This is a genomic window from Blautia sp. AF19-10LB, assembly GCF_003461245.1.
Lineage (GTDB): Bacteria > Bacillota > Clostridia > Lachnospirales > Lachnospiraceae > Blautia_A > Blautia_A intestinihominis.
Genome location: NZ_QTWS01000007.1, coordinates 38,209 through 62,631, shown reverse-complemented (window position 1 = coordinate 62,631; position 24,423 = coordinate 38,209). Strand labels below are relative to the sequence as shown.

Here is a 24,423-nt window from a genome sequence, read left to right as displayed (position 1 = left end):
ATGTGGGTACATCTTGTGATTTTTATCGTTGCGGCAGGAAGCGCCTTTGCCTGGAAAGCCGGATGGCTTAAGCTGGACGGACTGGCAGACAGAGAAAGCGTGCGATGGTTTCTTATTGTGGCAGTTTGTGGAAATCTTGTGGGAATGCTTCTGACACTGACAAGTGGAAGCAGTGAAGTTTACACGAATGGATATCGTCTCGAAAAAGAGTCGACAGGGGCATATACCCAGGAGTTTCAGGTTGCTGTAAACGGCGAAGATACGGAGAAAGTTGAGATTCAGGTGCCGGAGAAAGAGAGTGAGGAATCACCTGCCTCTGAAGAAACAGTAAAAGAAGAAACTCCGGAGGAATCCAGAAAAAAAGAACTCAGGGAAGCTATCGAGAAATATAACGAAGAAAAAGAGGACCCGGATTACTATTATCTGCCGGAAGAATGGAATGGACAGAAGTTAGAATGGCAGAAGCCGGGAGACAATACAGGAACGTTGATCGCTGCGCTGAGCTTCTTTGCTGCTTTTGTGCTTCTGTTGAAGAAGGCAAGGGAAGAACAGGAGGCACTGGCAAAACGTTCGGAACAGCTTCTGATGGACTATCCTCCTCTGCTTCTGAAATTTACACTTCTGATTCAGGCAGGAATGACAGCGAGGCGGGCATTTCAGAAGATGGCAGCAGATTATATGAGAACAAAACCGGCAAAAGGCAGGTTTGCATATGAAGCGATCGTGACAGCTTGCCATGAGATGGACAGCGGTATGTCAGAACTGGAAGCCTATCGTCGGTTTGGAGAACACTGCGATCTGATGAAGTACAAAACCTTTTCTACGATCCTGATTCAGAACCTTCAGAAAGGAAGCCAGCGCATGGCGGATCTTCTTGAGAAAGAAGCACTGGAAGCCTGGGATGAGCGCAAACGAAAAGCGAGAGTTCTGGGAGAGGCGGCAGCCACGAAACTTCTGGTACCGATGGTCATGATGCTTGTGGTTGTCATGGCAATCATCATGATTCCGGCATTTCTTTCCTTCTACGGGCAGTAAAAATAAGGAATTGCAACAATTCAAAGACAGTATTGGGAGGTATGTATATGAGAGAGTTTATGGAAACAGCAAGAGAGTTTGGAAGAGAAGAAGATGCAGTAGGTGTTGTTGAGATTATTTTGATCCTGGTGGTGTTGATCAGTCTTGTCATTATCTTTAAGGAACAGCTCACAAATCTTGTAAAAGCAATTCTCAGCAAGATCACAAAACAGAGTAATTCTATCTGATCCGGTGGTGTGTTTATGAAGAAAAAAGGCAGCATTACGGTTTTTCTGGCACTGGTACTCAGTGTTCTTTTGTCTCTGGTTGCCACCAGTATCCAGTCGGTGCAGGCGGCTGCGGCGAGGACACAGATCCTGAATGGGCTGGATATTGGACTGTATTCTCTGTTCGGGCAGTATGACCGTTCACTTCTTAAGGATTATGATCTGTTTTTTCTGGACGGGGCGCAGGGTGGAACTGAGCTGGATCTGGCAGCTGTCTATGACAATATGGAATCCTATATGAAGCCTGTATTGAAGCAGAACAGCCAGAAACTTCGGATTAAACAGGGTGGTTTTACCGGATATCGTCTGGCAACAGATCAGAATGGAGAAGTTTTTTATCATCAGGCGGTGTCCTATATGAAGGATACTCTTGGCGGTCAGGGAGTTCAGGCACTTCTGAACCGGCTGAAAGACAGGGAAGAAAAAACGAAACAGGCAGAGACAGATGGAAAGACTGCAGAAAATGGAGGGACGCTGGAAAATTATGATTCGGAGATGAATGGTGCATTTAACAAAAGTCAGGAAGCGGCAGAAGCTGCCAAGAAGGAAGAAGCGAAGGAAGAGGATTTCGGAAGCGGTGAAGGCGGTGGATTTTCGGATGGTGAATCAAATAATGCAAAAAATCCGATCCCGGCAATCCGACGGATCCGAACGATGAGTCTTCTGGATCTGGTCGTTCCGGCATCGAAGGGAATCTCAGAAGTACAGATTTCAACGAAAGATCTGGTATCCAAGCGGAACCTCGAAGTGGGAATGTCCATGCCAGGAAATCCGACAGAGGACTCTTCACAGACTTCTCAGATGCTGTTTCAGAAATATCTGACAGACCGGCTTGGCAATTACCAGAAACCGGCAGCCTCGGGACTTAAGTACCAGCAGGAGTATATCCTTGGCGCAAACGATAATGACAGGGCAAACCTGCGGACAGTCGCGAACCGGCTGCTTCTGATCCGTGAGGGAATCAATGCGGCATGTCTGATGTCGGATGCAGGAAAGCGGGCTCAGATGCATGCACTTGCACTTGCGATCGCGTCTGGATTTCTCGTGCCGCCTGCGGCGGTCATCATCGAAGCAGCACTTCTTCTTTGCTGGTCCTTTGCGGAGAGTGTTCTGGATGTCAGGGAACTGTTTCACGGCGGCAAAGTTCCGCTGGTAAAGAATGCGGCAAACTGGCAGTTATCACTGGAAAATCTTCCGTATCTTCTCGAAAATCTTGACAGTCAGAGGAAGGATGCCGAGAATGGCATGTCCTATGAAGACTATCTTCAGGTGCTGCTTCTGGCACAGTCCAAACAGGAAAAATTACAGCGGGGGATGGACATGATCGAGGTCTGTATCCGTGAATCGAAGGGCAGAGACAGCTTCCGGCTGGACTGTTGCATTGAGGCGATTGAGGCTTCGGTGGATGTTGATGCGAACAGAAACAGAGTATTTACCGTAACAAGACAATACAGTTATATCTGAGGTCAGGGCGGTTCAGCAAAGGGACCGTCCGATACAAAAGGGGTGCAGAAAGATGCTTTTTCAGAAGGATATATATGATGGGTATATAAAAAAGATAGACAGGAAGAAAAAAGAAGTAAATGAAAATAAAAAAGAAAGGAAGCGCTCTTTAAAAAAATCAGTTCTCCAGTTTCCCCCGATAAGCGGAGATTTCCTGAAGCCTTCTGAAAAGGTGTCTTTCTGCACCTTTTTGAGATTCTGCAGGCGTGCAAGCCTCGCGGTGGAGACGGCACTGGTGCTGCCGTTGTTTTTCCTGGGGATGGTTACGATGATCTCCTTTATGGATATTTATCAGATCCAGACACTGCATCTCCAGAAATTGTGTGAAAAGACGAAAGATGCGGGAATGTATGCGTATGTACTGGACGGGAAAGGTCCGGACAAAGTTACTCTGCCGGATGTATATTCCTATACGCCGGTTGGCGGACTGATTCCGCTCTCAAATGTATGGATGCATAATACCATAACTGTCCATGCATGGACGGGAGCAGAGGAACAGGAAAATTCAGGAAAAACAGAGAAGCAGGAAGAAATGGTGTATGTAACAGAATCCGGTTCTGTATATCACAGAAAACTGGGATGCCGGTATTTGAAAGTGTCGATCCAGCAGGTTGCCGGTTCAGGAATCTCCTCGATGCGGAACAGTTATGGAGAGAAGTATGCAGCGTGTGAATCGTGCAGCCGTGGTCAGAAGCCCGCGGGAAGTGTCTATGTCACTTCGACGGGAAACCGCTATCATAATCAGGAAACATGCAGCGGACTGAAGCGGACGGTGAAACTGGTGAAGCTGTCGCAGGCAGGAAGTATGCATGCGTGCAGCAGTTGCGGATAAGGAGGATGGAGTGAAAGAATTGTGTACGGTGGTTTTTCTGGCGATGAACAGCTGGCTGGATATCAGGAGAAGGGAAATTTCGCTGCTCCTGACTGTGGTCTATGCAGGATGTGGGATCATTTACAGTATTTTGCAGGGAAGAAAAATTCAGGATGTGCTGATACCGGCAGGGATTGGTATTTTGTTTCTTGCAGCGGGGCTGATAAGCAGGGGTGCGATTGGGGCGGGAGACTGCTGGATCCTGCTGGCACTGGGAGCTTTGCTGGATACGGAAACATATATCCGGATGCTCTGCATTGGATTTTTTCTGGCAGCGTTCTGGTCCGGGATTTTGCTTGTGATCCGCAGGAAAAGCAGGAAGACAGAGATTCCGTTGGTGCCTTTTCTGCTGGCGGGATATATAGGAGGAATTTTGATATGACGGATTTGCGACAGATAAAAAAAGGCAGTTTTACGATCGAGGCAGCATGTGTGATGTCACTGGTCCTGCTGGTTTTGATGGGAGTTTTGTACTTGAGCTTTTTTGTACATAACCGTGCATGGCTGACAGCGGCGGCGTGCGAGTCGGCACTTACCGGAAGTATGGAAGGTGTACGAAAAGACGGACAGCCACAGGAAGCGGCATCTGTCAGGAGCCGGGAACTTGGAAATGTCGGATTTTTTGGAGCTGAGAATCTGACCGGTCAGGTAAATGGCGGTAAGGAGATCAAAGTAACTTATACAGCGGATACAGTGTCTGGATTTGGAGGTCTGAAATGGAAACTTGCAGTGGATGGAAGTTCCAGAGTCGTTCGTCCGGTGGAGTGGATCCGGAAGATCAGGGCTGCTTCTGAAGTAATAGCAGAAATTGGAGGATAAAAATGAGGGCAGAATATAAACGGGATGTAAGTCGTAATTATCTGATCCTGCATGGGGAGAATCAGGTAGATACTGCTTCCTATCAGGTGAGGATGCTGACGGGAAATGCGGTTCCTTCTATATTGAAATGCAGGATCCAGGGTCTGGACGGGAGATTTCTGTTTTATTATGACATTACGTCAAGGCAGTCGCTGGCATCTTTCTATGAGCAGAAGAAACTGAAAGCATCGGATCTGCGTATTATTTTTGGCGGTGTTGTGAAGATCATGGAAGAAATGATGGAATTTCTTCTGAATCCGGATCAGCTGTTGTTATCGCCGGAATATATGTATCTGGATGTGGAAAAACAGAAACTGTATTTCTGTTGTCTGCCAGGAGAAGCAAAGGCAGTCAGCGAGCAGTTCCGGGAGATGACAGAATATTTCCTGCCGAAACTGGACCATGATGATGCGGCAGCTGTGACGATGGGGTATGGAATCTACCGCAAAGCACTGGAAACGGGAGTGCAGCTGGATGCACTCAAAGAGTTTATCTATCAGAGTGGGACAGAAGAACCAGCGGAGAATAAGGAACCGACGAAGCCAGAGGAAAAGATTTCAGAACAAACAGTACTTCGGGAAGAACAAATACCGCTGGATTTTGCAGAGAAACCGCCCGAATGGGAAGAAAAAAGTGAAACCTCGAACAAAACAGGAGGAAAGATTCGCGGAAACTTTGTGTGGATCGGTGGATGCGGTCTTGGGGTGTTCGTGCTGCTTGGAATTCTGGCGGCGTGTTATCTGGGATATCTCCCCGGAGTTCCGATTGAGGCGGTGCTGGCAGCAGCGATCGCGCTTCTGGGTATTGGAGCACTTGGGATGTGGGCAGGTGAGAAAAAGAAGAAAAAGCAGGACGAAACAGCGGAATGGAGAAAGAAAGTCCGCCGGGAATTTACAGATGCCGCAGGGAATACTGAAAAAGCAGAACAGCACAAAAAGTTCCGGGATGAGTACAGAGAAAGACTGCAGTTCGAAGAACCGGAAGAGACAGATTACGGTGAGACAGTCGTTCTTTCCGCAGGAGCAGTCAAGGGACCGTCCAGCCTTGTGAGTAAGGAACCAGGAGAGCTTGCAACGATCTTTCTGGAACGGGACCTGACGATTATCGGCAAAATGGAAAACGCAGCTGATGCAGTGATTCCCAGACCAACCGTAAGCCGGGTTCATGCCAGGATCCGTAAAGATGAGGAAGAATATTTTCTTGCGGATCTGAACTCAAGAAACGGTACTTCTGTAAATGGAAGAATGCTCAGGGCAAATGAAGAATACCAGCTTCAGGACGAAGATGAAGTAGATTTTGCAGAAGCGCGGTATATATTTATAAAATAAGCTGCGGAAGTTTATAAAAAGATAAGATTTCACGGGGACACAGTGCTTGCTATGCAGCAGACCATCTGTTAGAATAAACGGAATAACGAAAATGTTGACCAGGCTGCTGGAAACAGTGACCATCTGACAGAATGGAGTGAGGACTTTGGAAGAGATTCGGAAAGAACCGGTGACGGTCGCATTGATTCTTATTAATGTACTGATTTTTATTGCAGTGGAACTTACAGGGACTTCGCAGGATGCATGGCATGTACTGAACTATGGAGCGGCGTATACGCCTTATATTGTGGAAAAAGGAGAAGTCTACCGGCTGTTTACCTCCATGTTCCTGCACTTTGGAATTGAGCATCTTGTCAACAATATGCTGGTGCTGTTCGTACTTGGAAGCCGGTTGGAGCAGGTGATCGGAAAGATCCGTTTCGTGCTTATCTATCTTCTGGGCGGAATTGCGGGAAATATTCTCTCGCTGGTTCTGGAACTGCGGTCTCAGGAATTTTCTGTATCAGCAGGGGCATCCGGAGCAGTGTTTGCTGTGATGGGAGCGATGATCTATGTTGTCATTCGAAATAAAGGCTGGCTTGGTGATCTGTCTATGAGACAGGTTCTGGTGATGGCAGCATTCTCACTTTATTTTGGGTTTACCAGTTCAGGTGTGGATAATGCCGCTCATGTTGGAGGGATGATAGCCGGATTTGTAATTGCTGTTCTGGCCTGGCATCCGTCCAGCCGGGTTAAGGGAAAATATATATGAAAAGTGCTTCCACTTCCGGGAGCACTTTCGATTTCTATGGAGCCGTGATGGGCTTCGATGATCTGTCTGGTGACAGCAAGTCCGAGGCCGGTGCCGCCGGACTTGTAGGTTATGAAAGGTTCAAATACCCGCTTTTTTTGAGAGGAGGTCATGCCGCATCCGTTGTCAGAGATGGAAATATGTACGTACTGTGCTGAGGATTCGGCACGAAAATGGATGGTTCCATGCGGATGATCGATTGCTTCCTGTGCATTGCGAAGAATGTTCAGAAAGACCTGGCGGATTTTTAACGGATCGAGAGATAGATTGGGGAGATCATTTGGAATATCCGTCTCAAATTCAATACCAAGATAATCAAGTGTGGGGCGAAAGGACTTTGCGATTTCATTTAAACATGCGCTTAAGTCAGTCAAGACAAGGGAAAGCTGCCCCGCATTCTGGTATCTGGTCATGTCGTTCAGGAGAGCATGGATATAATCCAGGTTTGCATAAATATTTTCCCACTGTTCGTCATATGTGAGTTCCGGGTGGGAGGAAGCGAGAAGCTGCAGTTCGCTGGAGAGAAGAGCCAGCGGGTTTCGCAGCTCATGCGAAAACCTGGAAAGCAGGATCTGAAACTGTTCTGTCTGTACCGCAGAATCGATTTTTTCTTTCATAATCTGTCACCTCACGTCAAGTGTAGCATTGGAAAATGCCCACGGCAACAAATTTCGTATTGAAAAAATCGAAGAAATACGTCACAATAGAACCAGAAAACACTATAAAATAAAGGAGAAAACGACCATGGAAAATTGTATTTTTTGTAAAATTGCAAATGGAGAAATTCCGTCAGCTACTTTATATGAGGATGAAGACTTCCGCGTGATCCTGGATCTGGGACCGGCAAGCAAGGGACATGCCCTGATTCTTCCGAAATCACACGCAGCGAATATCTATGAACTTCAGGATGAAACAGCAGGCAAGGCAATGATCCTTGCAAAGAAAATGGCAACGAAACTCAGAGATGGACTGAACTGTGACGGCTTCAATATCGTTCAGAATAACGGTGAGATCGCCGGTCAGACAGTATTTCATTTCCATATGCATCTGATTCCGAGATATGAGGGCGACGGGGTAGGACTTACCTGGAAACCGGGAACTCTGACAGACGAGGACAGAGAAGAAATTCTGGCGAAGGTAAAATAAAATTGCCGGAAGGATACAGAAGATATGATTGAGAATTTTGAAGTCTTTTATAAGGCGTTCCTTCAATTCTCAGTAAACACTGCCCGCAGGATTGTAAAGGATGAGCACATTGCGAATGATATCGCCCATAATGTATTTTCCTATTTCTTTGAACATCAGGACATGCTTGATTTTTCGGATGAAGAAATGCTGATGGCAAAAGTCAGCAGCAAAACCAGAAAGGAAAGTTTTGATTATATGAAACTTTCCTGTAACAGACATGAAATGTGTATTATAGATGCGGATAATGGCGACGAGATTATAGATGAAAAGAGTAATCCGGAAACGATTATCCTCGAACTGGAAGATAAAGCAGAAAAGTATTCGGCATTGGATATGCTTCGCAGGGAAAATCCTCTGAGTTATGAGATCCTGATCAGGACAAGAGTCTATGGAGAAACATCAGAGGAAGTAGGAAAAGAACTTGGGATGAGCAGAAACTGTGTCAACAATCGCAATTCCAGAGCAACAACGTGGATGAAAGAGAAAATTAAAAAAATACGCAGACACCTTTAAGTAAGGATGTCTGCGCAATTTATTGCGTCGCATATCGGTGAGGCATAGTACCTTCCATGCTTATCTGGATGAAACACAGCCCTCGATAAGAGATACGATATGGTGGATAGAATCCATCTGTTTGCTTGCTGCCATTGCTTCTTCGAAGGAATGACGCTCCTGGTAGAGTTTATGGATGGTATCGAGAAGCTTCTGATCGGTGATCTCCTCTTCTTCAAGAACCATGCTGTAGCCCTGCTTTTCGAAAGAACGGGCATTCAGGATCTGGTCACCACGGCTTGCATTGGCTGACAGCGGAATCAGGAGATTCGGTTTGTGAAGAGCACTGATCTCACAGATCGCATTGGCACCGGCACGGGAGATGACAACATCTGCCAGGGCGAAGAGATCCGGCAGTTCGTCTTTGATATATTCGTACTGAACGTATCCGGCTGTGCCTGTCAGTTTCTCGTCCATTTTGCCCTTGCCGCACAGATGAATTACCTGGAAATCCTTCAGAAGTTCCGGAAGGATCTTGCGTACATGGTCATTGACGGATGCTGCACCGAGACTGCCTCCGATAATCATAAGAACAGGTTTGTCAGCGGTGAAACCACAGAACTGACGGCCAGCCTCTCTGTTACCGTTTAATAATTCCTGACGAATTGGAGTTCCGGTAAGAACTGCTTTGTCTTTCGGAAGGCTGTTGACAGTCTCCGGGAAGTTGCAGCAGACTTTGACAGCGGAGGGAATACACAGTTTGTTGGCAAGTCCTGGAGTCATATCAGACTCATGGATGATTGCTGGAATTTTGCAACGCTTTGCAGCGATAACAACAGGGACGGTTACAAAACCACCCTTGGAAAATATAACATCAGGTTTCAACTGTTTGAGAAGCTTTTTGGCTTCATGGAATCCTTTGAGAACGCGGAACGGATCGGAGAAGTTCTTCGGGTCGAAGTAACGTCTTAATTTACCAGAGGAAATTCCGTAATAGGGAATTCCGAGTTCCTCGATCAGTTTACGTTCGATTCCGTTGTAGGAACCGATATAGGATATCTGATATCCGGCATCCTTGAGAGCCGGGATCAGAGCTATGTTTGGAGTAACGTGTCCGGCAGTACCGCCGCCGGTAAGTACAATATGTTTCATGGGAATTCCTCCTGAAAAATCTTTTTTATTATCAATTACTATGAACCAGAAGGGCAGAATTGTCAAGGAAAGATAGGCAGGAAAGTTACTGTGAACGGAGGGAACAGTAACACATAACGTTGGGAAATTCCATTGGCAGGAGAAATTACTTTATGAGAAAAGAATTTGAAGAAAACGAAGAATCAGAAAATAAATCAGAGAATAAATCAGAGAATAACCTGGAAACACAGGATGAAATAGATGACGAAACCTTTCAGAAGATTCTGGAGAAAGAGTTTATAGAGAGGGAAAAACGAATTACGGCAGCACTCTTTGCGGATGATGACGTAGAGGACATTAAGTTCACGAAAGAGGAACTGGACAACTCCTATCAGGAATTCCTGCGCCGGATCGAGAGGGAGAAGAAGGAAAATACGGAATTCTCCGAGGAACTGGTCCCGGATGTGGATGCAGTTCGCAGGAAAGAGGCTGCTTCGGATGAAAAGCGTGTTATTTCTATCGAAGAGATACGTGATCGCCGGAAGAAGACCGCGGAGAGAGAAATGCGCGAGGAAGTTTCGAAAGAAGCGAATACGGAAGAACCGAATGCAAAGAATCGGACGAATACAGAGAACCGAACGAATACAAAGATCCGGACTACGGGAGGTGGTCTGCACCGGCTTGGGAAAGTCGTGGGAATGGCTGTGGTCTGCGTGGCATGCGTGTTTGCTGCCAGCATGACAAGTGAGGCGAATCGGAAGTATTTGGTGAATAGCGTTAGGGTTTGGAGTGGGGATGATACGAAGACAGTAGTGGATAATGACGATAGTAATGAGAAAGCAAATGTTGAGGAGGACGAGGCAATTGCTGATATAAAGAAAAAACTAGGTGTCGAAATGCCAGAGTTTTATTATAGACCGTATGGAATGGAATTTAAAAATTATGAAATTGATTCATATATAGATATAGCGTGGATTGAATACAGATACAAAAAAGATATAATTATATTCTATATTGATAAGCAAGATGACCATAGAGCTAGTAAAATAGATAGTCTGTATGGTGATGAGAAAGATGCAATTATAGTAGAAAATGATGGAATAAATATTAAAATAAAGAAAATTAAAGACGTTTCAGATAATATGGCGAATTATTCTGCTGAATGGTGTGATGAAAATGCCAGTTATGTTCTTTCTGGAAGGATTGAATTAGAAGAAATTAAAAAAATTATAAAAAATATGAAATTCTAGCGTGATTTTCGCGGTTTTCTGTCGTATTAATAGTGTAAGGGTTGTTTACGACAGAAGGGAAGTGAAAACAGTAAAGAAGAAAACATGGAAACAGATCATGGCAGCGGGACTGACAGCAGGAATGTTGCTGGCAGGAAGTGTACAGCCAGTATTTGCAGAATCTGACAACCTCATGGATGTAATTTTGACTGAAGAAATAGATGACACCGAACTTACGGATGAGGAAACAACAGAAGATTTTGCAGAAGATACCAGTTATAGTTTGTTACGCGGTACAAATCTGAATTTAGGAAGTGTGAAAATTCAGAGGATGGGAAGTAATGAAATTGGTGTTTTTGGTTTGACACAGTGTCACAAAACATGCAGTAAAGTTTATTTGTCATTGTATATTGAGAGAAAAGTAAATGGTAGCTATGGAACATACAAGATATTAGAATATACTGCTAATAATGCAACTAATTTAAGCAAAACATTAAATATCGCAGTTCCAAGCGGCACCTACTACCGTGTCCGCGGCTACCACGCTGCAAGTAACGGAGGCCTGAAAGAATCCACCTCCACTTTAACAAGTGGTATCATGGTGAAATAATTTCTACCGACCAGCAGAAAAAGAGAAATATTTGCAATAAAATCAACAACTGAATAGCGAAGCACAGGTGCGGTCAGCGGGATGTCAGCATACGAACGTAACGAAAAAAGTGTAAACATCCATTACCTTCCGGCTGACGCGAAGTGCTTGCAATCGCCGATTGCATGGAGAAATATTCCGGATCGGCAAAAACAACATCATACAACATACATACAAACAACATACACAGAAGCGGGGTGAAATTTATAAAAATTTCATCCCGTTTTTGCATCTAAAGACTGTTAAAAACTTGCCATATCGTGTATAATAATTACAACTAGAATGTATTGGAAAAATTGTCAGAAAAAGGGGGTTCGCACATGAAGATTACCTTTATTGGGGCGACGCACGAAGTAACTGGTAGTTGTTATTATCTGGAAGCAGCAGGTAAGAAGTTTCTGGTAGACTGCGGTATGGAACAGGGACCGGATTATTATCAGAATCAGGAAATCCCAGTTAATCCGGGAGACCTGGATTTCGTTCTTTTGACACATGCGCATATGGACCATTCCGGAAACCTGCCCGCTATCTATGCGAAAGGCTTTTTGGGTCCGATCTATGCGACCCAGGCAACCTGTCATCTCTGCGATATCATGCTCCGTGACAGCGCGCATATTCAGATGTTCGAGGCAGAATGGCGTAACCGTAAGGGACGCCGTCAGGGTAAACCGGAATTTGTACCTGCCTACACGATGGAAGATGCCATGGGTGTAATACAGAATTTTGTACCATGCCCCTACGAAAAAACAATTACCCCGGCACCAGGGATTTCCGTTCGGTTTGTAGACGCAGGACACCTTCTCGGATCAGCAAGCATTGAGCTGACCATCCAAGAGGACGGAGAGGAAGAGAAGATCGTCTTCTCAGGAGATATCGGAAACCTTCATCAGCCGTTAATCAAGGACCCGACTTACCTCCACGATGCAGATTATGTTGTCATGGAATCCACTTACGGTGACAGAAGCCATGGGGAACGTCCGGACTATGTTGCCATCCTTTCAGAAGTGATCCAGCATACGTTTGACAGAGGCGGAAGCGTTATCATCCCGTCTTTTGCGGTCGGCCGTACACAGGAAATGCTGTACTTTATCCGGCAGATCAAGGAAGAAAACCGTGTCACAGGACATGGCAACTTCAAGGTCTATGTCGACAGCCCGCTGGCAAATGAGGCGACGACGATCTTTAATGAACATCAGTATGACTGCTTCGATGAAGAAGCGATCGCACTGGTCCAGAAGGGAATCAACCCTTTGATGTTCCCGGGGCTCCGTACATCCATCACAAGCGATGACTCCAGAGCCATCAACTATGATGAGGACTGCAAGGTGATCATTTCTGCGAGCGGTATGTGCGATGCAGGACGAATCAAGCATCACCTGAAACATAACTTATGGGATCCAAGAAATACGATACTTTTTGTAGGATATCAGGCGATCGGAACGCTGGGAAGAGCACTGCTCGAGGGTGCCGAGGACGTGAAGCTTTTTGGTGAGACTGTCCATGTAGGCGCAGAGATCCGCCAGATGCCGGGAATCAGCGGTCATGCCGATGTCAACGGTCTGATAGACTGGATCAAAGCTTTTGGCGATAAGCCGAAGAAAGTATTTGTAACACACGGCGATGACGAAGTGACAGAGATTTTTGCCCGCCGTCTGCATGATGAGATGGGACTGGACTCCATGGCTCCGTTCAGCGGTACGATCTACGACCTCAAGGCAAACAACTGCATCTATGAGGCACAGGGTATCCGCATCACTAAGGCTTCCGCTTCCCCGAAGGCAAGCAAAGCCGCAAGAGCATTCCAGAAACTGGTTGCCATGGGACAGCGCCTTATGTCCGTTATCCGCAAGAGCGAGGGCATTCCGAACAAAGACCTCGACCGCTTTGCGAGAGATATCCAGTCGCTGTGTGATAAATGGGACAGAGATGATATCTGATACACAGAACAATTTTATAAACATAATAAATCAGCGGAGGTGTCACTGGCACCTCCTCGATATGCAATGCAAAAGGGAGAGGCTTTTATGCCTCTCCTAATGCCTGTTTTAATGCTTTGGAAAGCTGATCCGGGCAGGAAGTCGGTCTGAAACCACAACGGATTCCTTCCAGTCTGCTGATCGCTTCCTTGGCATCCATTCCCTCGATGAGTTTGGCAACACCCTGTGTATTTCCGGAGCAGCCGCCCTGGAATTTCACGTCGTGAACCTTTCCTGCATCGTCAATATCAAATGAAATGGCGCTGGAACAGACACCAGATGTCTTGTATACCATAGTAAAATCCTCCTTTGAATTCAACATTTACGGCAGAATTCCCTGCCGAATTAATATTATAACAGAAAGCAAAAAAAGTTTCCATATAATCTGAAGTTTTGTTATAATGAAAAAACAGTAACGAAATGTTTACTGAAAGCAGAATAGCCAGTGATATAATAAAAAACTGCCATAGAGAATGGGCAGCTACTGGTTTGATAAAATATAAAGAAATTTTTTACAGATAAAACATACACACAGAGGAGAATAACTATTATGAGATGTATTGGTATCATCGGCGCAATGGAAGTAGAAGTAGAGAAACTGAAAGCACGTATGGAGAACGTAGAGATCACACGCAAAGCCTCCATGGAATTTTATGCAGGAACTCTTGAGGGTAAGAACGTAGTCGTAGTCCGCTCCGGGATCGGCAAGGTAAATGCGGCAGTCTGCACACAGATCCTGATCGACGATTTTGACGCAGAAGTTGTCATCAACACCGGTATCGCAGGAAGCCTGAATGCTGATATCAACATCGGAGACCTTGTGATCTCCACAGACCTTGTACATCACGACATGAACGCAGTTGCATTTGGATATCCGGTGGGACAGATCCCGCAGATGGAGACTTTTTCCTTCAAGAGTGATGAGGCTCTGCGTAAACTTGCCGTACAGGCATGCAGAGATGTGAACCCGGATATCGAAGTTTTTGAGGGACGTATCGCATCCGGAGATCAGTTCGTGGCAGATCAGGGAGTCAAGGACGAGATTGTGAAACAGTTCGATGCTTATGCAGTAGAGATGGAGGGCGCAGCGATCGCACAGGCTGCTTACCTCAACAATGTTCCGTTCCTCGTAGTCCGCGCGATCTCTGACAAAGCAGACGGAAGCGCAGAAGTAGATTACCCGACTTTTGAGGCAATGGCAGTAGAACACTGTGTCAAGATGACACTTCGCATCCTGAATCAGATCCAGGGCTGATTGTTACTGCTCACAGCAGCCGTGAACAGTAACGGTTGAAATCGCCTGATTTCTGGCTGAAAACGCACACTACAGACCTAAGTGCATAGACTATTATAGATAGTGGGAAAAACAGGAGAAACTTATGTACTACGACAGATTTTTTCCATTCTATGTAGCATATGCCAATCCCGCTCTTTATGACGGGGAACGGATACAGGAGCAGGAGTTTGCGCTGATGAAATCTTATTATCCCGAGGCAGCAGGCAGGATCCAGGAAAAAGTGGAGGAAGAATGCCAGCTTCTGGATTACGAAGGAAGCAGACTTTATGACGAATATCCGGATAAATTTATGCTGCATCAGCTGTGCAGGCAGATCCGCACGCAGGTAGAAGGTGAAACGGCAGCCCAGGGTGTACCAGACAGCCTTATGGATGATCTCATCCAGGTCCTTCTCTGCCAGGAAATCTCCCGCAGACGATGCAGAAGACGCAGGAACTATGGTTTATATAGATAGAAAGAATTTACAGTAAAATATGAAAACATTACAGGAATTTTTGGAGGAACAGTTTGACCAGGAAATGATGCTGGCGGTCTTGAGCGGACAGCGCAAAAAAGATGCCGATGTCCCGTCCAAAGTGCGTATACGTCCTGTGGAGATCAAAGGAACTGTCTGTTATCAGGCAACTGCGACAGTCGGTCAGAAAGCCATCCACAAGAACTACACACATGAGGAAGTGACTGCCTACATTACAGACTGCCTCGAAGACGGTTTTTCCCAGCTTCAGATACAGGGACAGCGCAAAGATGCTTCCGTTCTTGTCAGCAAGAAGGGTAAACAGACCATGAAAGTAAAACAGCATCCGGCACTGGAACCGGTGAAGATCATGGCACACAACAGGGTAAAGCAGTATATCCTCAAAGAAGGAATACCAGTCCCATTTCTGGTGGATCTCGGCGTAATGAATGCGCAGGGCAAAGTCCACCAGCACTCTTATGACAAATTTAAACAGATCAACCGTTTTCTGGAATTTATCGAGGATATCCTTCCGGCACTTTCCAGAGAGCGGGAGATCACGATTCTGGATTTTGGCTGCGGTAAGTCGTATCTTACTTTTGCCATGTATTATTATCTGAGAGAACTTAAGGGTTATGATGTCAACATCATCGGTCTGGATCTCAAGACAGATGTAATTAAGAAATGCAGCGGACTCGCACAGAAATATGGTTATGAGAAACTGCATTTCCTGCAGGGGGACATCGCAGATTATGACGGCGTTACGAAGGTGGATATGGTCGTGACACTTCATGCCTGTGACAAGGCAACCGATTATGCACTTGCCAAGGCGGTTGAGTGGGGGGCAGAGGTCATCCTTTCCGTGCCGTGCTGCCAGCATGAGCTGAACGACAAGATCCAGAACGAACTTCTCAAACCGGTTCTCAAATATGGAATCCTCAAAGAACGAATGTCCGCGCTCCTGACAGACGGAATCCGCGCGGAACTTCTTGAATCGAAGGGGTACCGTACACAGATCCTTGAGTTCATCGATATGGAGCACACGCCGAAGAATCTTCTGATCCGTGCGGTCAAGACCGGTAAGAAACAGTCCACAGACAGCCTTGCAGAGATGACAGAGGCACTTCACGCAGATCTCATACTCGAGAAACTTCTCTATCCGCAGGGCATCCAGACAGAGAAGGGAGCACAAAAACCATGAAAAATTTTCTCAAACGGTTTTTGATCCTTCTTGGTGTGTTTGTGCTTGGAGTGGCAGGAACCTCATTTCTTATGAACAGTGAGACAACCGATGACCGTTCAGATATGAATGATTCCACCTTACCGGAGGTAATGGTGCAGTTTGGAGATACACTCACGAACCGCATGTACGGATATAAACAGCCTATGGAGACGGATTTTGTCAGGGACAGCGTAACACCTCTGGATACGACAAAGAAATTAACACTTGCAGTAAATCCATATGATGCGAAAGTCAGAAATCTTTCTTACGAGATCCGGACTTCTGATGGAAGCAAGGTCATGGAAAACCGCACGATCAAGAACCTGGAGACAGGTTCTGACGGATATTTAAGGACAGAGATCGAGATTTCTTCCGGGCTTCTGATGAATCAGGAATATTCTTTTCAGATCACGCTTTCGACGAATCATGGTGATGTCTATTACTATACAAGGGTAGTTTCCAGATCTGCAACGTATACCGAGCAGTATGCGAAATTTGCGAGTGACTTCGTACAGATGAGCCTCGATAAAGACCAGGCAGATAATCTGGCAGCTTATATGGAAACGTCAGACAGTGCTTCTTCGAGGAATTTTGCCGGGCTGAATATCAATTCACCGCTTGCTGATATCATCTGGGGAAATCTGAATCCGCAGTTATCCAAGGCGGGAATTCCGATCATCAAGGATATCAATGAAACAACAGCCAGTATTTCTGTTGAATATGAGATCACGGCACCGGATGAAAATGGAAACGCCGAATATTATCTTGTAACAGATTTTTACAGAATGCGATATGATGAGACAAGAATCCGCCTTCTGGATTTTGAGCGTTCTGCAACGCAGGTTTTTGCCCCGTCTCGTTCTGTGATCAGTAACAGTGGGCTTATTCTGGGAGTCCGGAGCAAAAATGTGGATTACATGACGAACGAAGAGGGAAGTGTGACTGCATTTACGCAGAATGGAGATCTGTGGAGCTACGCACCGGATACCGGCAAGTTTGTGGAGATTTTTACCTTCCGCAAGAATGAAAACAGTGATTTTCGTGACGCGCGGGTAGAGCATGATATCAAGATTCTGGATGTCGCGGACAACGGTGATGTTGATTTCATGGTTTATGGATATATGAACCGCGGAGCGCATGAGGGCTACAGCGGTGTCGGAATTTACCACTATAACAACGACAAGAGTGTGATTGAAGAACAGGTATTTATTCCGTGTACGGAGTCTTATGAATTCCTGAAAGAAGATCTTGGAACATTATCTTATGTAAACCAGAATGACCAGTTATTCCTTCTGATTTCGGGAAATCTCTATAGCATTAACATTAATGAAAATACCTATGAAGTTCTGGGTGATCACATTGACAGTGATGACTTCGGAGTTTCTGCAACAAATGCACATGCAGCATGGAAGATTAAGAGCGGGGATCAGGCAGGTCAGATCGAAATGATTGATTTTGATACCATGGAAACCCGGATGATCGCTCCGGAGACAGCACAGAAACTGGTTCTTCTTGGTTTTATGAATGAGGATATCATTTATGGAATCGTTCTGGATGGAGATACACTGCCGAATGCGAACGGCTACGATATAGATGGAATTTCGACTTTTCGTATCGAAGGCTTTGACGGCACGGTAAAGAAGGAGTATCACCAGGATGGACTGTATGTGGCAGGTGTGACGGTTGGATCGACGCTGATGGAATTTAATCTTTTGCAGAAAAACGGCGATATTTACAAAGCTGTCAAAAAAGACAATATCATGAACAACAACACGACTTCAACGGATCTGACAAGTGCGGAGCAGACAAGCTCAACCCGCCAGGGTGTAATCGTCCGGCTTACGTTTGATGATTCACCGTCAGCAGAGGAGCCGCTGGTTCTTTATGCGAAGGTGAGCAGCGTCGGTGAGAAGACTGTAGATATCCAGGTGGACAAGAGTTCCACAGAGGAAGTTTATTATGTATATGCCAGAGGCGGTCTGGACAGTGTCTGGACAGATCCGGCAAAAGCAGTCCAGCGTGCTGACAAACAGACAGGAGTTGTTTTGAACCGTGCACAGCAGTATGTATGGGAGCGTGGAAATATGAAGACACAGCTTACCCTGAATACTACGGACATTCCGGAAATCATCCGGACAGCTTCTCTGGATGTTCAGAATCTTCAGAATGGTCTGGGTGAGAGTGCAAAGGTTGTCGATCTCAGTGGATGCTCTCTGGAAAATGTGCTTTACGAGGTCAGTGCACAGCGTGCCGTGATCGCCAAGACCGGTGCAGATTCCAGTGTTGTGATCGTTGGATATGATCAGTACAATACCTATTTGCTCGATCCGTCTACAGGAGAAGTGAAGCCATATGGAATGAATGACAGTACAGCACTGTTCCAGAGTGCAGGAAATGTGTTTATCACGTATCTTGATCAGAAATAAATGGAAACAAGTTGTTAAAAAACACCACAAAATGACAGGGGGACAACACATATGTTAAGTAACAGTATTGCAAAACTTGTACAGTATGGAATTGAGTCAGGACTTACACCAGAATGTGAGCGCAGTTACACGATCAACCTTCTTCTTGATGTTTTTCATGAGGATGAATTCGTGGAACCGGAAGAAAAAGCTGCTGATGTAGATCTGGAAGAAACTTTGAACGAGCTTCTGGATGAGGCGGTCAAAAGAGGTTTGATCGAGGACAGTGTTGTCTATCGTGATCTTTTTGATACAAGACTTATGAACTGCCTGATGCCGCGTCCGGCACAGGTTCAGAAGGAGTTCTGGGACAGATATGAGAAGAACCCGCAGGAAGCAACGGATTATTTCTACAAACTGAGCCAGGACAGCAACTATATCCGCCGCTATCGTGTTAAGAAAGACCAGAAATGGAAAGTTAAGAGCCCATACGGAGATATCGACATCACCATCAACCTTTCCAAGCCGGAGAAGGATCCTAAGGCGATCGCTGCAGCAAAGAATGCCAAGGCAAGCAGTTATCCGAAATGCCTTCTGTGCCCGGAAAATGAGGGATATGCAGGCCGTGTAAACCATCCGGCAAGACAGAACCACAGGATCATTCCGATCACGATCAACGATACACCGTGGGGATTCCAGTATTCTCCATATGTATATTACAATGAGCACTGCATCGTGTTCAACAGCCAGCATACACCGATGAAGATCGAGAGAAATGCGTTTATCAAGCTGTTTGATTTTGTGAAACTTTTCCCGCATTATTTCCTTGGTTCCAATGCAGACCTTCCGATCGTTGGCGGTTCTATCCTGAGCCATGACCATTTCCAGGGTGGACATTACACTTTCGCCATGGCAAAAGCTCCGATCGAGAAACATGTGACCATTCCGGGATTTGAGGATGTGGAAGCTGGAATCGTGAAATGGCCGTTATCTGTACTTCGTATCCGTCACAAAGATTCTGACCGTCTGGTGGATCTTGCGACTCATGTGCTGGAAGTATGGAGAGGATACACCGATGAAGCGGCATTTGTTTTTGCAGAGACAGATGGAGAGCCGCATAATACGATTACTCCGATCGCGCGTAAAGTCGGCGATATGTATGAACTTGACCTGACACTGCGAAACAATATCACAACAGAGGAGCATCCTCTTGGTGTTTATCATCCGCATGCTCAGTATCATCACATCAAGAAAGAAAACATTGGTCTGATCGAGGTTATGGGACTTGCAGTTCTTCCGGCGAGACTGAAAGAAGAGCTGGAACTTCTCGAGGAATACATTCTCGAAGGCAAGGATATCGCTTCCAACGAAAAAATCGAGAAACACGCTGCCTGGGCAGCAGAATTCCTGCCGAAATATGACAACATCAACAAGGACAACGTTCATGAGATCCTTCAGAAAGAAGTTGGGATCGTCTTCACCCATGTTCTCGAAGATGCCGGCGTCTACAAATGCACACCGGAAGGCAGAGAGGCATTTATGAGATTTATCGAAACTTTATAAGAACACTAGTATAACAGTTTCCACGAGAGGGACTTCGGCTGTGACAGGCTGAGGCCCCTTTTGTTTATATTCTTTTAACAAAAAAATTTTACAGATAAGCGGGAATGATATGGTACAATAGCGCTAATATAAATAAATGGCACAGGGTAAACTTATAATAACGGAAACAGGGCGAAGCAGTAACAGAAATCATGAGGAGAGGTGACTTTATGAAAGATGATCTGAACAAACCAGAAGATAAGAAGCAGAAACAGCCAAAGTTTGAGAAAAAATCCACAGACCAGCGTACGCAGGCGACACCGCCGGTGGATAACTCTAGTGAGGAGGAGATCCCGGAGTGGAAAAGTTCGATCCGCAGGGAGCCGGTGCAGGAGGAGCAGCCGGAACGTAAGATGCCGGTTATCAATAAAAAGTATATGATAGCGGCGGCAGCGGTCGTTGTGCTGGGAGCGGCGGCGTTTGGCGTGGCACCGCGGCTCATGAAAGATCCGGAGACGAAGAAACAGATCGAGGAAGCGAAGAAGCAGGCTGCGCAGGAAGAAACTGCGAGCGCAGATGAGAGTCAGGAAAGCGCAGAGCAGGGGGAAGAATTACAGGCAGATGAGGCAGCCCTGAAATCGGATACATCAAATGTAACAGAAACAACAGATGAAACAGATATATCAGGCACCGGGCAGCAGGACAGCAAGGCTGATGGTAAGGAAAAAATCGCCACACCTCCAATCACAGGTCTCGCACATGCTGAGAGCTATGAATCTTTATATGAGATCCTGCACAAATGGCAGAGCGACAGCAACAACTGGAACGCAGCAGACGGTGCACGAGGAATTGAATTGTATTCATCTGATGCAGAGACAGATATGGTAAGCGAAAGCACCGCAGATGCTGTTGCCACGGAAGACTCCTCCGCGGCAATGTATCCGTCTGATATTGACTCCGGTTTTACCTATGATGAATCGCAGGAATCCACCGACCATTCAACAACCAATACACAGGAAGAAAACGTTGACGAGGCAGACATTGTCAAGACAGACGGGACCTACATCTATGCGATGAACAGCAGGGGTGATATCCGTATCGTAGATGCCGTTTCCATGAAACTGGTCAGCGAGATCTCCGGCGACCGTAATGCCGATTATATGGAAATGTATTTAAACGGCGACAGCCTCCAGGTGATCCGCCAGCAGGAGACATATATTACTTATAAAGGAGATATCAACCTTTCTTCATCTGACAGCGGCGACCAGGAAACCAACGCACAGAATAACAGCGACAGTAAAGCTAATAAGAACACCGATAAAGACAGCGAAACAGATAACACCGACACCAACACCGTCCGCGCCAGCTACAGCGTCCCGGTGACAACGGTCTCCATCGACACCTATGACATTTCCGACCGTGAGAATCCGAAACAGACAGGAACCTGCCAGCAGGACGGCACATACCTTTCTTCCAGAAGAAATGGAGGGAATCTTTATCTCTTTACTTCCTACTCCCCGGACACCACAGACGGGGTCGATGCAAAAGTAAAATATATTCCGAGGATTGATGACGAGTACATCGCATACGACCACATCTACCTGCCGGCAGCCGAAGAAACAACAGACTACACCTATGACGGCAAAAACTATCTGGTAGCATCCTCCGTCTCCGATGAGAACCCGGATCAGGTCACAGACAGCATGGCAGTTGTCAGCGGCGCAGAGACTTTTTACGTAAGCGAATCCAACATCTATTCTGCTGTTTCCGACTGGACCGCATCCGACACGAAACCGCGCACGGAGATCGTCCGCATCGGTTATGAGGATGGCTTTTTTACAGAAGGAAGCACCGGTTCCGTATCCGGAGAACTCAACAATAGTTTTTCCATGGATGAATATAACGGAAACCTCCGCCTGGTTACAACAACCGCAGGCTGGAACAAAGATTACAGCGAATATACCAGAACCAACGGACTTTATATCCTTGATGCAGACATGAAAACCATTGGCAAGATCGAGAACCTTGCCGATAACGAAGAGATCAAGTCTGCCCGTTTCATGGGAGATACCGGATACTTTGTCACCTACAGAAACACAGACCCGCTGTTTTCAGCAGATCTTTCTGACCCGACGAAACCGAAGATCATCGGCGAACTCAAGATCACCGGCTTCTCCGAATACCTCCATTTCTACGGAGAAAACAAGCTGCTCGGTATCGGCTGGGAGACAGATCCCGACACAGGCAGCATCGAAGGGCTGAAATGCTCTATGTTCGACATCACAGATCCTTCCGATGTCAAAGAGATTGACCGCATTGTTCTCAAGAATGTATCCATCTGCGATGCGCTTTCCAATTACCGCGCGATCCTGGCATCCCCGGACAAAAACCTCTTCGGTTTTGCCTACGGACTGTATAAGAACAGCGGCACAGGAGACTACTACCACACAGAAGAACAGTATTACTACGGACTTCTTTCCTACAGCGAAGAAGACGGTTTTGTTCCGGGAGCATACCTGAACATCACACAGAGCGGTCTGTTTGACGATGCACTCACCAATACGGAATACCGCACCATGAGAGGCATTTATATTTCAGATACGTTTTATCTTGTTACAGAAAACGGCATCAGTTCTTACGATATGACAGACGGATATAAACTTACAGATACTCTTCTCTGGGAATCATAAGAAATCCCGTAATCTCTCATATTTACTCCTTGCAGGAATCAGACGAATAGTCTATACTAGAAATCAATTGGATGAGAAATGAAAGACAGAGAGGAAACAGATTATGAAGCTTACAACTGTAAGAGAAATTTACAAAAACAGAGAACAATATATGAACCAGGAAGTGACAGTAGGAGGCTGGGTCCGCAGCGTCCGTGGTTCCAAAGCATTTGGATTCATCGTCCTTCATGACGGAACCTATTTCGAGACACTTCAGATCGTATATCACGACACCATGGAGAATTTTGCTGAGATCAGCAAATTAAACGTAGGTGCTGCCATCATCGTCAAAGGAACCCTCGTTCCGACACCGGAAGCAAAGCAGCCGTTTGAGATCCAGGCAGAGGAAGTACAGGTAGAAGGCGCATCCGCACCGGACTACCCGCTTCAGAAGAAACGCCATACTCTTGAATACTTAAGAACCATGACACACTTAAGACCGAGAACAAACACTTTCCAGGCAGTATTCCGTGTACGTTCCCTGTGCGCTTATGCGATCCACAAATTCTTCCAGGAGAGAGGATTTGTTTACGTTCATACACCACTGATCACAGGAAGCGACTGTGAGGGTGCAGGAGAGATGTTCCAGGTAACCACACTGGATATGAAGAACCCGCCGCTGAACGAGGACGGAACTGTAGACTACAGCAAGGACTTCTTTGGCAAGGAGACAAACCTCACTGTAAGCGGACAGCTCAACGGCGAGACTTATGCACAGGCATTCCGCAACATCTACACCTTCGGACCGACCTTCCGTGCAGAGAACTCCAACACCACACGTCATGCTGCTGAGTTCTGGATGATCGAGCCAGAGTGTGCATTTGCAGACCTCAACGACAACATGGATCTCGCAGAAGCAATGCTCAAATACGTGATCCGTTATGTACTTGAGAACGCTCCGGAAGAAATGAACTTCTTCAATTCCTTCATCGACAAGGGACTTCTGGATCGTCTGAACCACGTAGTAAATTCCGAATTCGGTCATGTAACCTACACAGAAGCAATTGAGCTTCTTGAGAAAAACAACGACAAATTCGACTACAAAGTATTCTGGGGATGCGACCTTCAGACAGAGCATGAGCGCTATCTGACAGAGCAGATCTTTAAGAAACCTGTATTCGTTACAGATTATCCGAAGGAGATCAAAGCATTCTACATGAAACTGAATGACGACGGCAAGACCGTTGCAGCTATGGACTGCCTTGTTCCTGGAATCGGAGAGATCATCGGAGGAAGCGAGAGAGAGGACGACTACGAGAAACTGAAATCCCGTATGGATGAACTCGGACTCAAAGCCGAGGATTATCAGTTCTACATGGATCTCCGTAAATACGGTTCTACCCGTCATTCCGGATACGGACTTGGATTCGAACGCTGTGTAATGTATCTGACAGGAATGGGCAACATCCGTGACGTGATCCCGTTCCCGAGAACTGTAAATAACTGTGATTTATAAGG

The 24,423-nt window shown here is 46.1% G+C and carries 23 protein-coding genes; 20 read left to right on the top strand and 3 right to left on the bottom strand.

What is annotated here, in order from left to right:
- The 8 genes from DWX28_RS06135 to DWX28_RS06100 all read left to right on the top strand — a co-directional run bounded on the left by DWX28_RS06135 (position 1) and on the right by DWX28_RS06100 (position 6,612).
- Positions 1-1,035: a type II secretion system F family protein gene (locus DWX28_RS06135; RefSeq protein WP_118252152.1), complete on the top strand. Its 1,035-nt coding sequence runs from the start codon at positions 1-3 to the stop codon at positions 1,033-1,035.
- 47 nt (positions 1,036-1,082) lie between these two features.
- Complete coding sequence (locus tag DWX28_RS06130; protein ID WP_022213977.1) at positions 1,083-1,262, top strand: Flp1 family type IVb pilin; 180 nt, start codon at positions 1,083-1,085, stop codon at positions 1,260-1,262.
- Between the two features lie 15 nt (positions 1,263-1,277).
- Positions 1,278-2,765: a DUF5702 domain-containing protein gene (locus tag DWX28_RS06125; RefSeq protein WP_118252151.1), complete on the top strand. Its 1,488-nt coding sequence runs from the start codon at positions 1,278-1,280 to the stop codon at positions 2,763-2,765.
- A gap of 229 nt (positions 2,766-2,994) precedes the next feature.
- Entirely contained in the window at positions 2,995-3,636 is a 642-nt protein-coding gene (locus DWX28_RS06120) for a TadE/TadG family type IV pilus assembly protein (RefSeq protein WP_227222165.1), read from the top strand.
- Positions 3,614-4,057 carry an A24 family peptidase gene (locus DWX28_RS06115; protein ID WP_202029955.1) on the top strand — a complete coding sequence of 148 codons (444 nt, stop codon included), beginning with the start codon at positions 3,614-3,616 and terminating at the stop codon, positions 4,055-4,057. Before DWX28_RS06120 ends, DWX28_RS06115 begins: the two co-directional genes overlap by 23 nt.
- Positions 4,054-4,494, top strand: a complete 441-nt coding sequence (locus DWX28_RS06110) for a TadE/TadG family type IV pilus assembly protein (protein ID WP_022213981.1) — start codon at positions 4,054-4,056, stop codon at positions 4,492-4,494. The genes DWX28_RS06115 and DWX28_RS06110 overlap by 4 nt, the downstream gene beginning before the upstream one ends.
- Positions 4,495-4,496: 2 nt before the next feature.
- Positions 4,497-5,861, top strand: a complete 1,365-nt coding sequence (locus DWX28_RS06105) for a DUF6382 domain-containing protein (RefSeq protein ID WP_118252150.1) — start codon at positions 4,497-4,499, stop codon at positions 5,859-5,861.
- A gap of 136 nt (positions 5,862-5,997) precedes the next feature.
- Positions 5,998-6,612 carry a rhomboid family intramembrane serine protease gene (locus DWX28_RS06100; protein ID WP_227222167.1) on the top strand — a complete coding sequence of 205 codons (615 nt, stop codon included), beginning with the start codon at positions 5,998-6,000 and terminating at the stop codon, positions 6,610-6,612.
- Here DWX28_RS06100 and DWX28_RS06095 read toward each other — a convergent pair.
- Positions 6,528-7,268: a sensor histidine kinase gene (locus tag DWX28_RS06095; RefSeq protein WP_022213984.1), complete on the bottom strand. Its 741-nt coding sequence runs from the start codon at positions 7,266-7,268 to the stop codon at positions 6,528-6,530. The genes DWX28_RS06100 and DWX28_RS06095 overlap by 85 nt on opposite strands.
- A gap of 127 nt (positions 7,269-7,395) precedes the next feature.
- Here DWX28_RS06095 and DWX28_RS06090 point away from each other — a divergent pair, with 127 nt between their 5' ends.
- Positions 7,396-7,797 (top strand): HIT family protein, encoded by a 402-nt coding sequence (locus DWX28_RS06090; protein WP_022213985.1) that lies wholly within the window; start codon positions 7,396-7,398, stop codon positions 7,795-7,797.
- A gap of 24 nt (positions 7,798-7,821) precedes the next feature.
- Complete coding sequence (locus DWX28_RS06085) at positions 7,822-8,352, top strand: RNA polymerase sigma factor (RefSeq protein WP_022213986.1); 531 nt, start codon at positions 7,822-7,824, stop codon at positions 8,350-8,352.
- 60 nt (positions 8,353-8,412) lie between these two features.
- On the opposite strand, the gene DWX28_RS06080 is transcribed toward DWX28_RS06085, so the two are convergent.
- Positions 8,413-9,483 carry an undecaprenyldiphospho-muramoylpentapeptide beta-N-acetylglucosaminyltransferase gene (locus tag DWX28_RS06080; RefSeq protein ID WP_118252149.1) on the bottom strand — a complete coding sequence of 357 codons (1,071 nt, stop codon included), beginning with the start codon at positions 9,481-9,483 and terminating at the stop codon, positions 8,413-8,415.
- A gap of 152 nt (positions 9,484-9,635) precedes the next feature.
- On the opposite strand from DWX28_RS06080, the gene DWX28_RS06075 reads away from it, so the two are divergent.
- The 3 genes from DWX28_RS06075 (at position 9,636) to DWX28_RS06065 (ending at position 13,277) form a co-directional block, all read left to right on the top strand.
- Positions 9,636-10,712: a DUF4367 domain-containing protein gene (locus DWX28_RS06075; protein WP_118252148.1), complete on the top strand. Its 1,077-nt coding sequence runs from the start codon at positions 9,636-9,638 to the stop codon at positions 10,710-10,712.
- Positions 10,713-10,809: 97 nt separating this feature from the next.
- Positions 10,810-11,301 (top strand): DUF6147 family protein, encoded by a 492-nt coding sequence (locus tag DWX28_RS06070; RefSeq protein ID WP_118252199.1) that lies wholly within the window; start codon positions 10,810-10,812, stop codon positions 11,299-11,301.
- A 359-nt stretch (positions 11,302-11,660) separates the two neighbouring features.
- Positions 11,661-13,277 carry an MBL fold metallo-hydrolase RNA specificity domain-containing protein gene (locus DWX28_RS06065; RefSeq protein ID WP_118252147.1) on the top strand — a complete coding sequence of 539 codons (1,617 nt, stop codon included), beginning with the start codon at positions 11,661-11,663 and terminating at the stop codon, positions 13,275-13,277.
- Between the two features lie 85 nt (positions 13,278-13,362).
- Here the strand turns inward: DWX28_RS06065 and DWX28_RS06060 are convergent, their stop codons facing one another.
- Positions 13,363-13,611 (bottom strand): TIGR03905 family TSCPD domain-containing protein, encoded by a 249-nt coding sequence (locus tag DWX28_RS06060; RefSeq protein WP_022213991.1) that lies wholly within the window; start codon positions 13,609-13,611, stop codon positions 13,363-13,365.
- 255 nt (positions 13,612-13,866) lie between these two features.
- Between DWX28_RS06060 and DWX28_RS06055 the strand changes: the two genes are divergently transcribed.
- The 7 genes from DWX28_RS06055 (at position 13,867) to asnS (ending at position 24,421) form a co-directional block, all read left to right on the top strand.
- Positions 13,867-14,571 (top strand): 5'-methylthioadenosine/adenosylhomocysteine nucleosidase, encoded by a 705-nt coding sequence (locus DWX28_RS06055; RefSeq protein WP_022213992.1) that lies wholly within the window; start codon positions 13,867-13,869, stop codon positions 14,569-14,571.
- Between the two features lie 124 nt (positions 14,572-14,695).
- Entirely contained in the window at positions 14,696-15,067 is a 372-nt protein-coding gene (locus DWX28_RS06050) for a hypothetical protein (protein WP_022213993.1), read from the top strand.
- Positions 15,068-15,086: 19 nt separating this feature from the next.
- Positions 15,087-16,268, top strand: coding sequence for a class I SAM-dependent methyltransferase (locus DWX28_RS06045; protein WP_022213994.1), 1,182 nt, complete (start codon positions 15,087-15,089; stop codon positions 16,266-16,268).
- Complete coding sequence (locus DWX28_RS06040) at positions 16,265-18,715, top strand: hypothetical protein (protein WP_118252146.1); 2,451 nt, start codon at positions 16,265-16,267, stop codon at positions 18,713-18,715. Before DWX28_RS06045 ends, DWX28_RS06040 begins: the two co-directional genes overlap by 4 nt.
- 51 nt (positions 18,716-18,766) lie before the next feature.
- Positions 18,767-20,257: a UDP-glucose--hexose-1-phosphate uridylyltransferase gene (galT, locus tag DWX28_RS06035; protein WP_022213996.1), complete on the top strand. Its 1,491-nt coding sequence runs from the start codon at positions 18,767-18,769 to the stop codon at positions 20,255-20,257.
- A 209-nt stretch (positions 20,258-20,466) separates the two neighbouring features.
- Entirely contained in the window at positions 20,467-22,926 is a 2,460-nt protein-coding gene (locus DWX28_RS06030; RefSeq protein WP_243002358.1) for a beta-propeller domain-containing protein, read from the top strand.
- Between the two features lie 103 nt (positions 22,927-23,029).
- Positions 23,030-24,421, top strand: a complete 1,392-nt coding sequence (gene asnS / locus DWX28_RS06025) for an asparagine--tRNA ligase (RefSeq protein WP_118252145.1) — start codon at positions 23,030-23,032, stop codon at positions 24,419-24,421.
- Positions 24,422-24,423 lie beyond the last annotated feature (2 nt).

Excerpts from the sequence above, each read along its gene's own strand:
- DWX28_RS06135 (WP_118252152.1), top strand. The coding sequence starts at position 1 with ATGTGGGTACATCTTGTGATTTTTATCGTTGCGGCAGGAAGCGCCTTT.
- DWX28_RS06130 (WP_022213977.1), top strand. The coding sequence starts at position 1,083 with ATGAGAGAGTTTATGGAAACAGCAAGAGAGTTTGGAAGAGAAGAAGAT.
- DWX28_RS06125 (WP_118252151.1), top strand. The coding sequence starts at position 1,278 with ATGAAGAAAAAAGGCAGCATTACGGTTTTTCTGGCACTGGTACTCAGT.
- DWX28_RS06115 (WP_202029955.1), top strand. The coding sequence starts at position 3,614 with ATGCGTGCAGCAGTTGCGGATAAGGAGGATGGAGTGAAAGAATTGTGT.
- DWX28_RS06110 (WP_022213981.1), top strand. The coding sequence starts at position 4,054 with ATGACGGATTTGCGACAGATAAAAAAAGGCAGTTTTACGATCGAGGCA.
- DWX28_RS06105 (WP_118252150.1), top strand. The coding sequence starts at position 4,497 with ATGAGGGCAGAATATAAACGGGATGTAAGTCGTAATTATCTGATCCTG.
- DWX28_RS06095 (WP_022213984.1), bottom strand. The coding sequence starts at position 7,268 with ATGAAAGAAAAAATCGATTCTGCGGTACAGACAGAACAGTTTCAGATC.
- DWX28_RS06090 (WP_022213985.1), top strand. The coding sequence starts at position 7,396 with ATGGAAAATTGTATTTTTTGTAAAATTGCAAATGGAGAAATTCCGTCA.
- DWX28_RS06085 (WP_022213986.1), top strand. The coding sequence starts at position 7,822 with ATGATTGAGAATTTTGAAGTCTTTTATAAGGCGTTCCTTCAATTCTCA.
- DWX28_RS06080 (WP_118252149.1), bottom strand. The coding sequence starts at position 9,483 with ATGAAACATATTGTACTTACCGGCGGCGGTACTGCCGGACACGTTACT.
- DWX28_RS06075 (WP_118252148.1), top strand. The coding sequence starts at position 9,636 with ATGAGAAAAGAATTTGAAGAAAACGAAGAATCAGAAAATAAATCAGAG.
- DWX28_RS06070 (WP_118252199.1), top strand. The coding sequence starts at position 10,810 with ATGGCAGCGGGACTGACAGCAGGAATGTTGCTGGCAGGAAGTGTACAG.
- DWX28_RS06065 (WP_118252147.1), top strand. The coding sequence starts at position 11,661 with ATGAAGATTACCTTTATTGGGGCGACGCACGAAGTAACTGGTAGTTGT.
- DWX28_RS06060 (WP_022213991.1), bottom strand. The coding sequence starts at position 13,611 with ATGGTATACAAGACATCTGGTGTCTGTTCCAGCGCCATTTCATTTGAT.
- DWX28_RS06055 (WP_022213992.1), top strand. The coding sequence starts at position 13,867 with ATGAGATGTATTGGTATCATCGGCGCAATGGAAGTAGAAGTAGAGAAA.
- DWX28_RS06050 (WP_022213993.1), top strand. The coding sequence starts at position 14,696 with ATGTACTACGACAGATTTTTTCCATTCTATGTAGCATATGCCAATCCC.
- DWX28_RS06045 (WP_022213994.1), top strand. The coding sequence starts at position 15,087 with ATGAAAACATTACAGGAATTTTTGGAGGAACAGTTTGACCAGGAAATG.
- DWX28_RS06040 (WP_118252146.1), top strand. The coding sequence starts at position 16,265 with ATGAAAAATTTTCTCAAACGGTTTTTGATCCTTCTTGGTGTGTTTGTG.
- galT (WP_022213996.1), top strand. The coding sequence starts at position 18,767 with ATGTTAAGTAACAGTATTGCAAAACTTGTACAGTATGGAATTGAGTCA.
- DWX28_RS06030 (WP_243002358.1), top strand. The coding sequence starts at position 20,467 with ATGAAAGATGATCTGAACAAACCAGAAGATAAGAAGCAGAAACAGCCA.
- asnS (WP_118252145.1), top strand. The coding sequence starts at position 23,030 with ATGAAGCTTACAACTGTAAGAGAAATTTACAAAAACAGAGAACAATAT.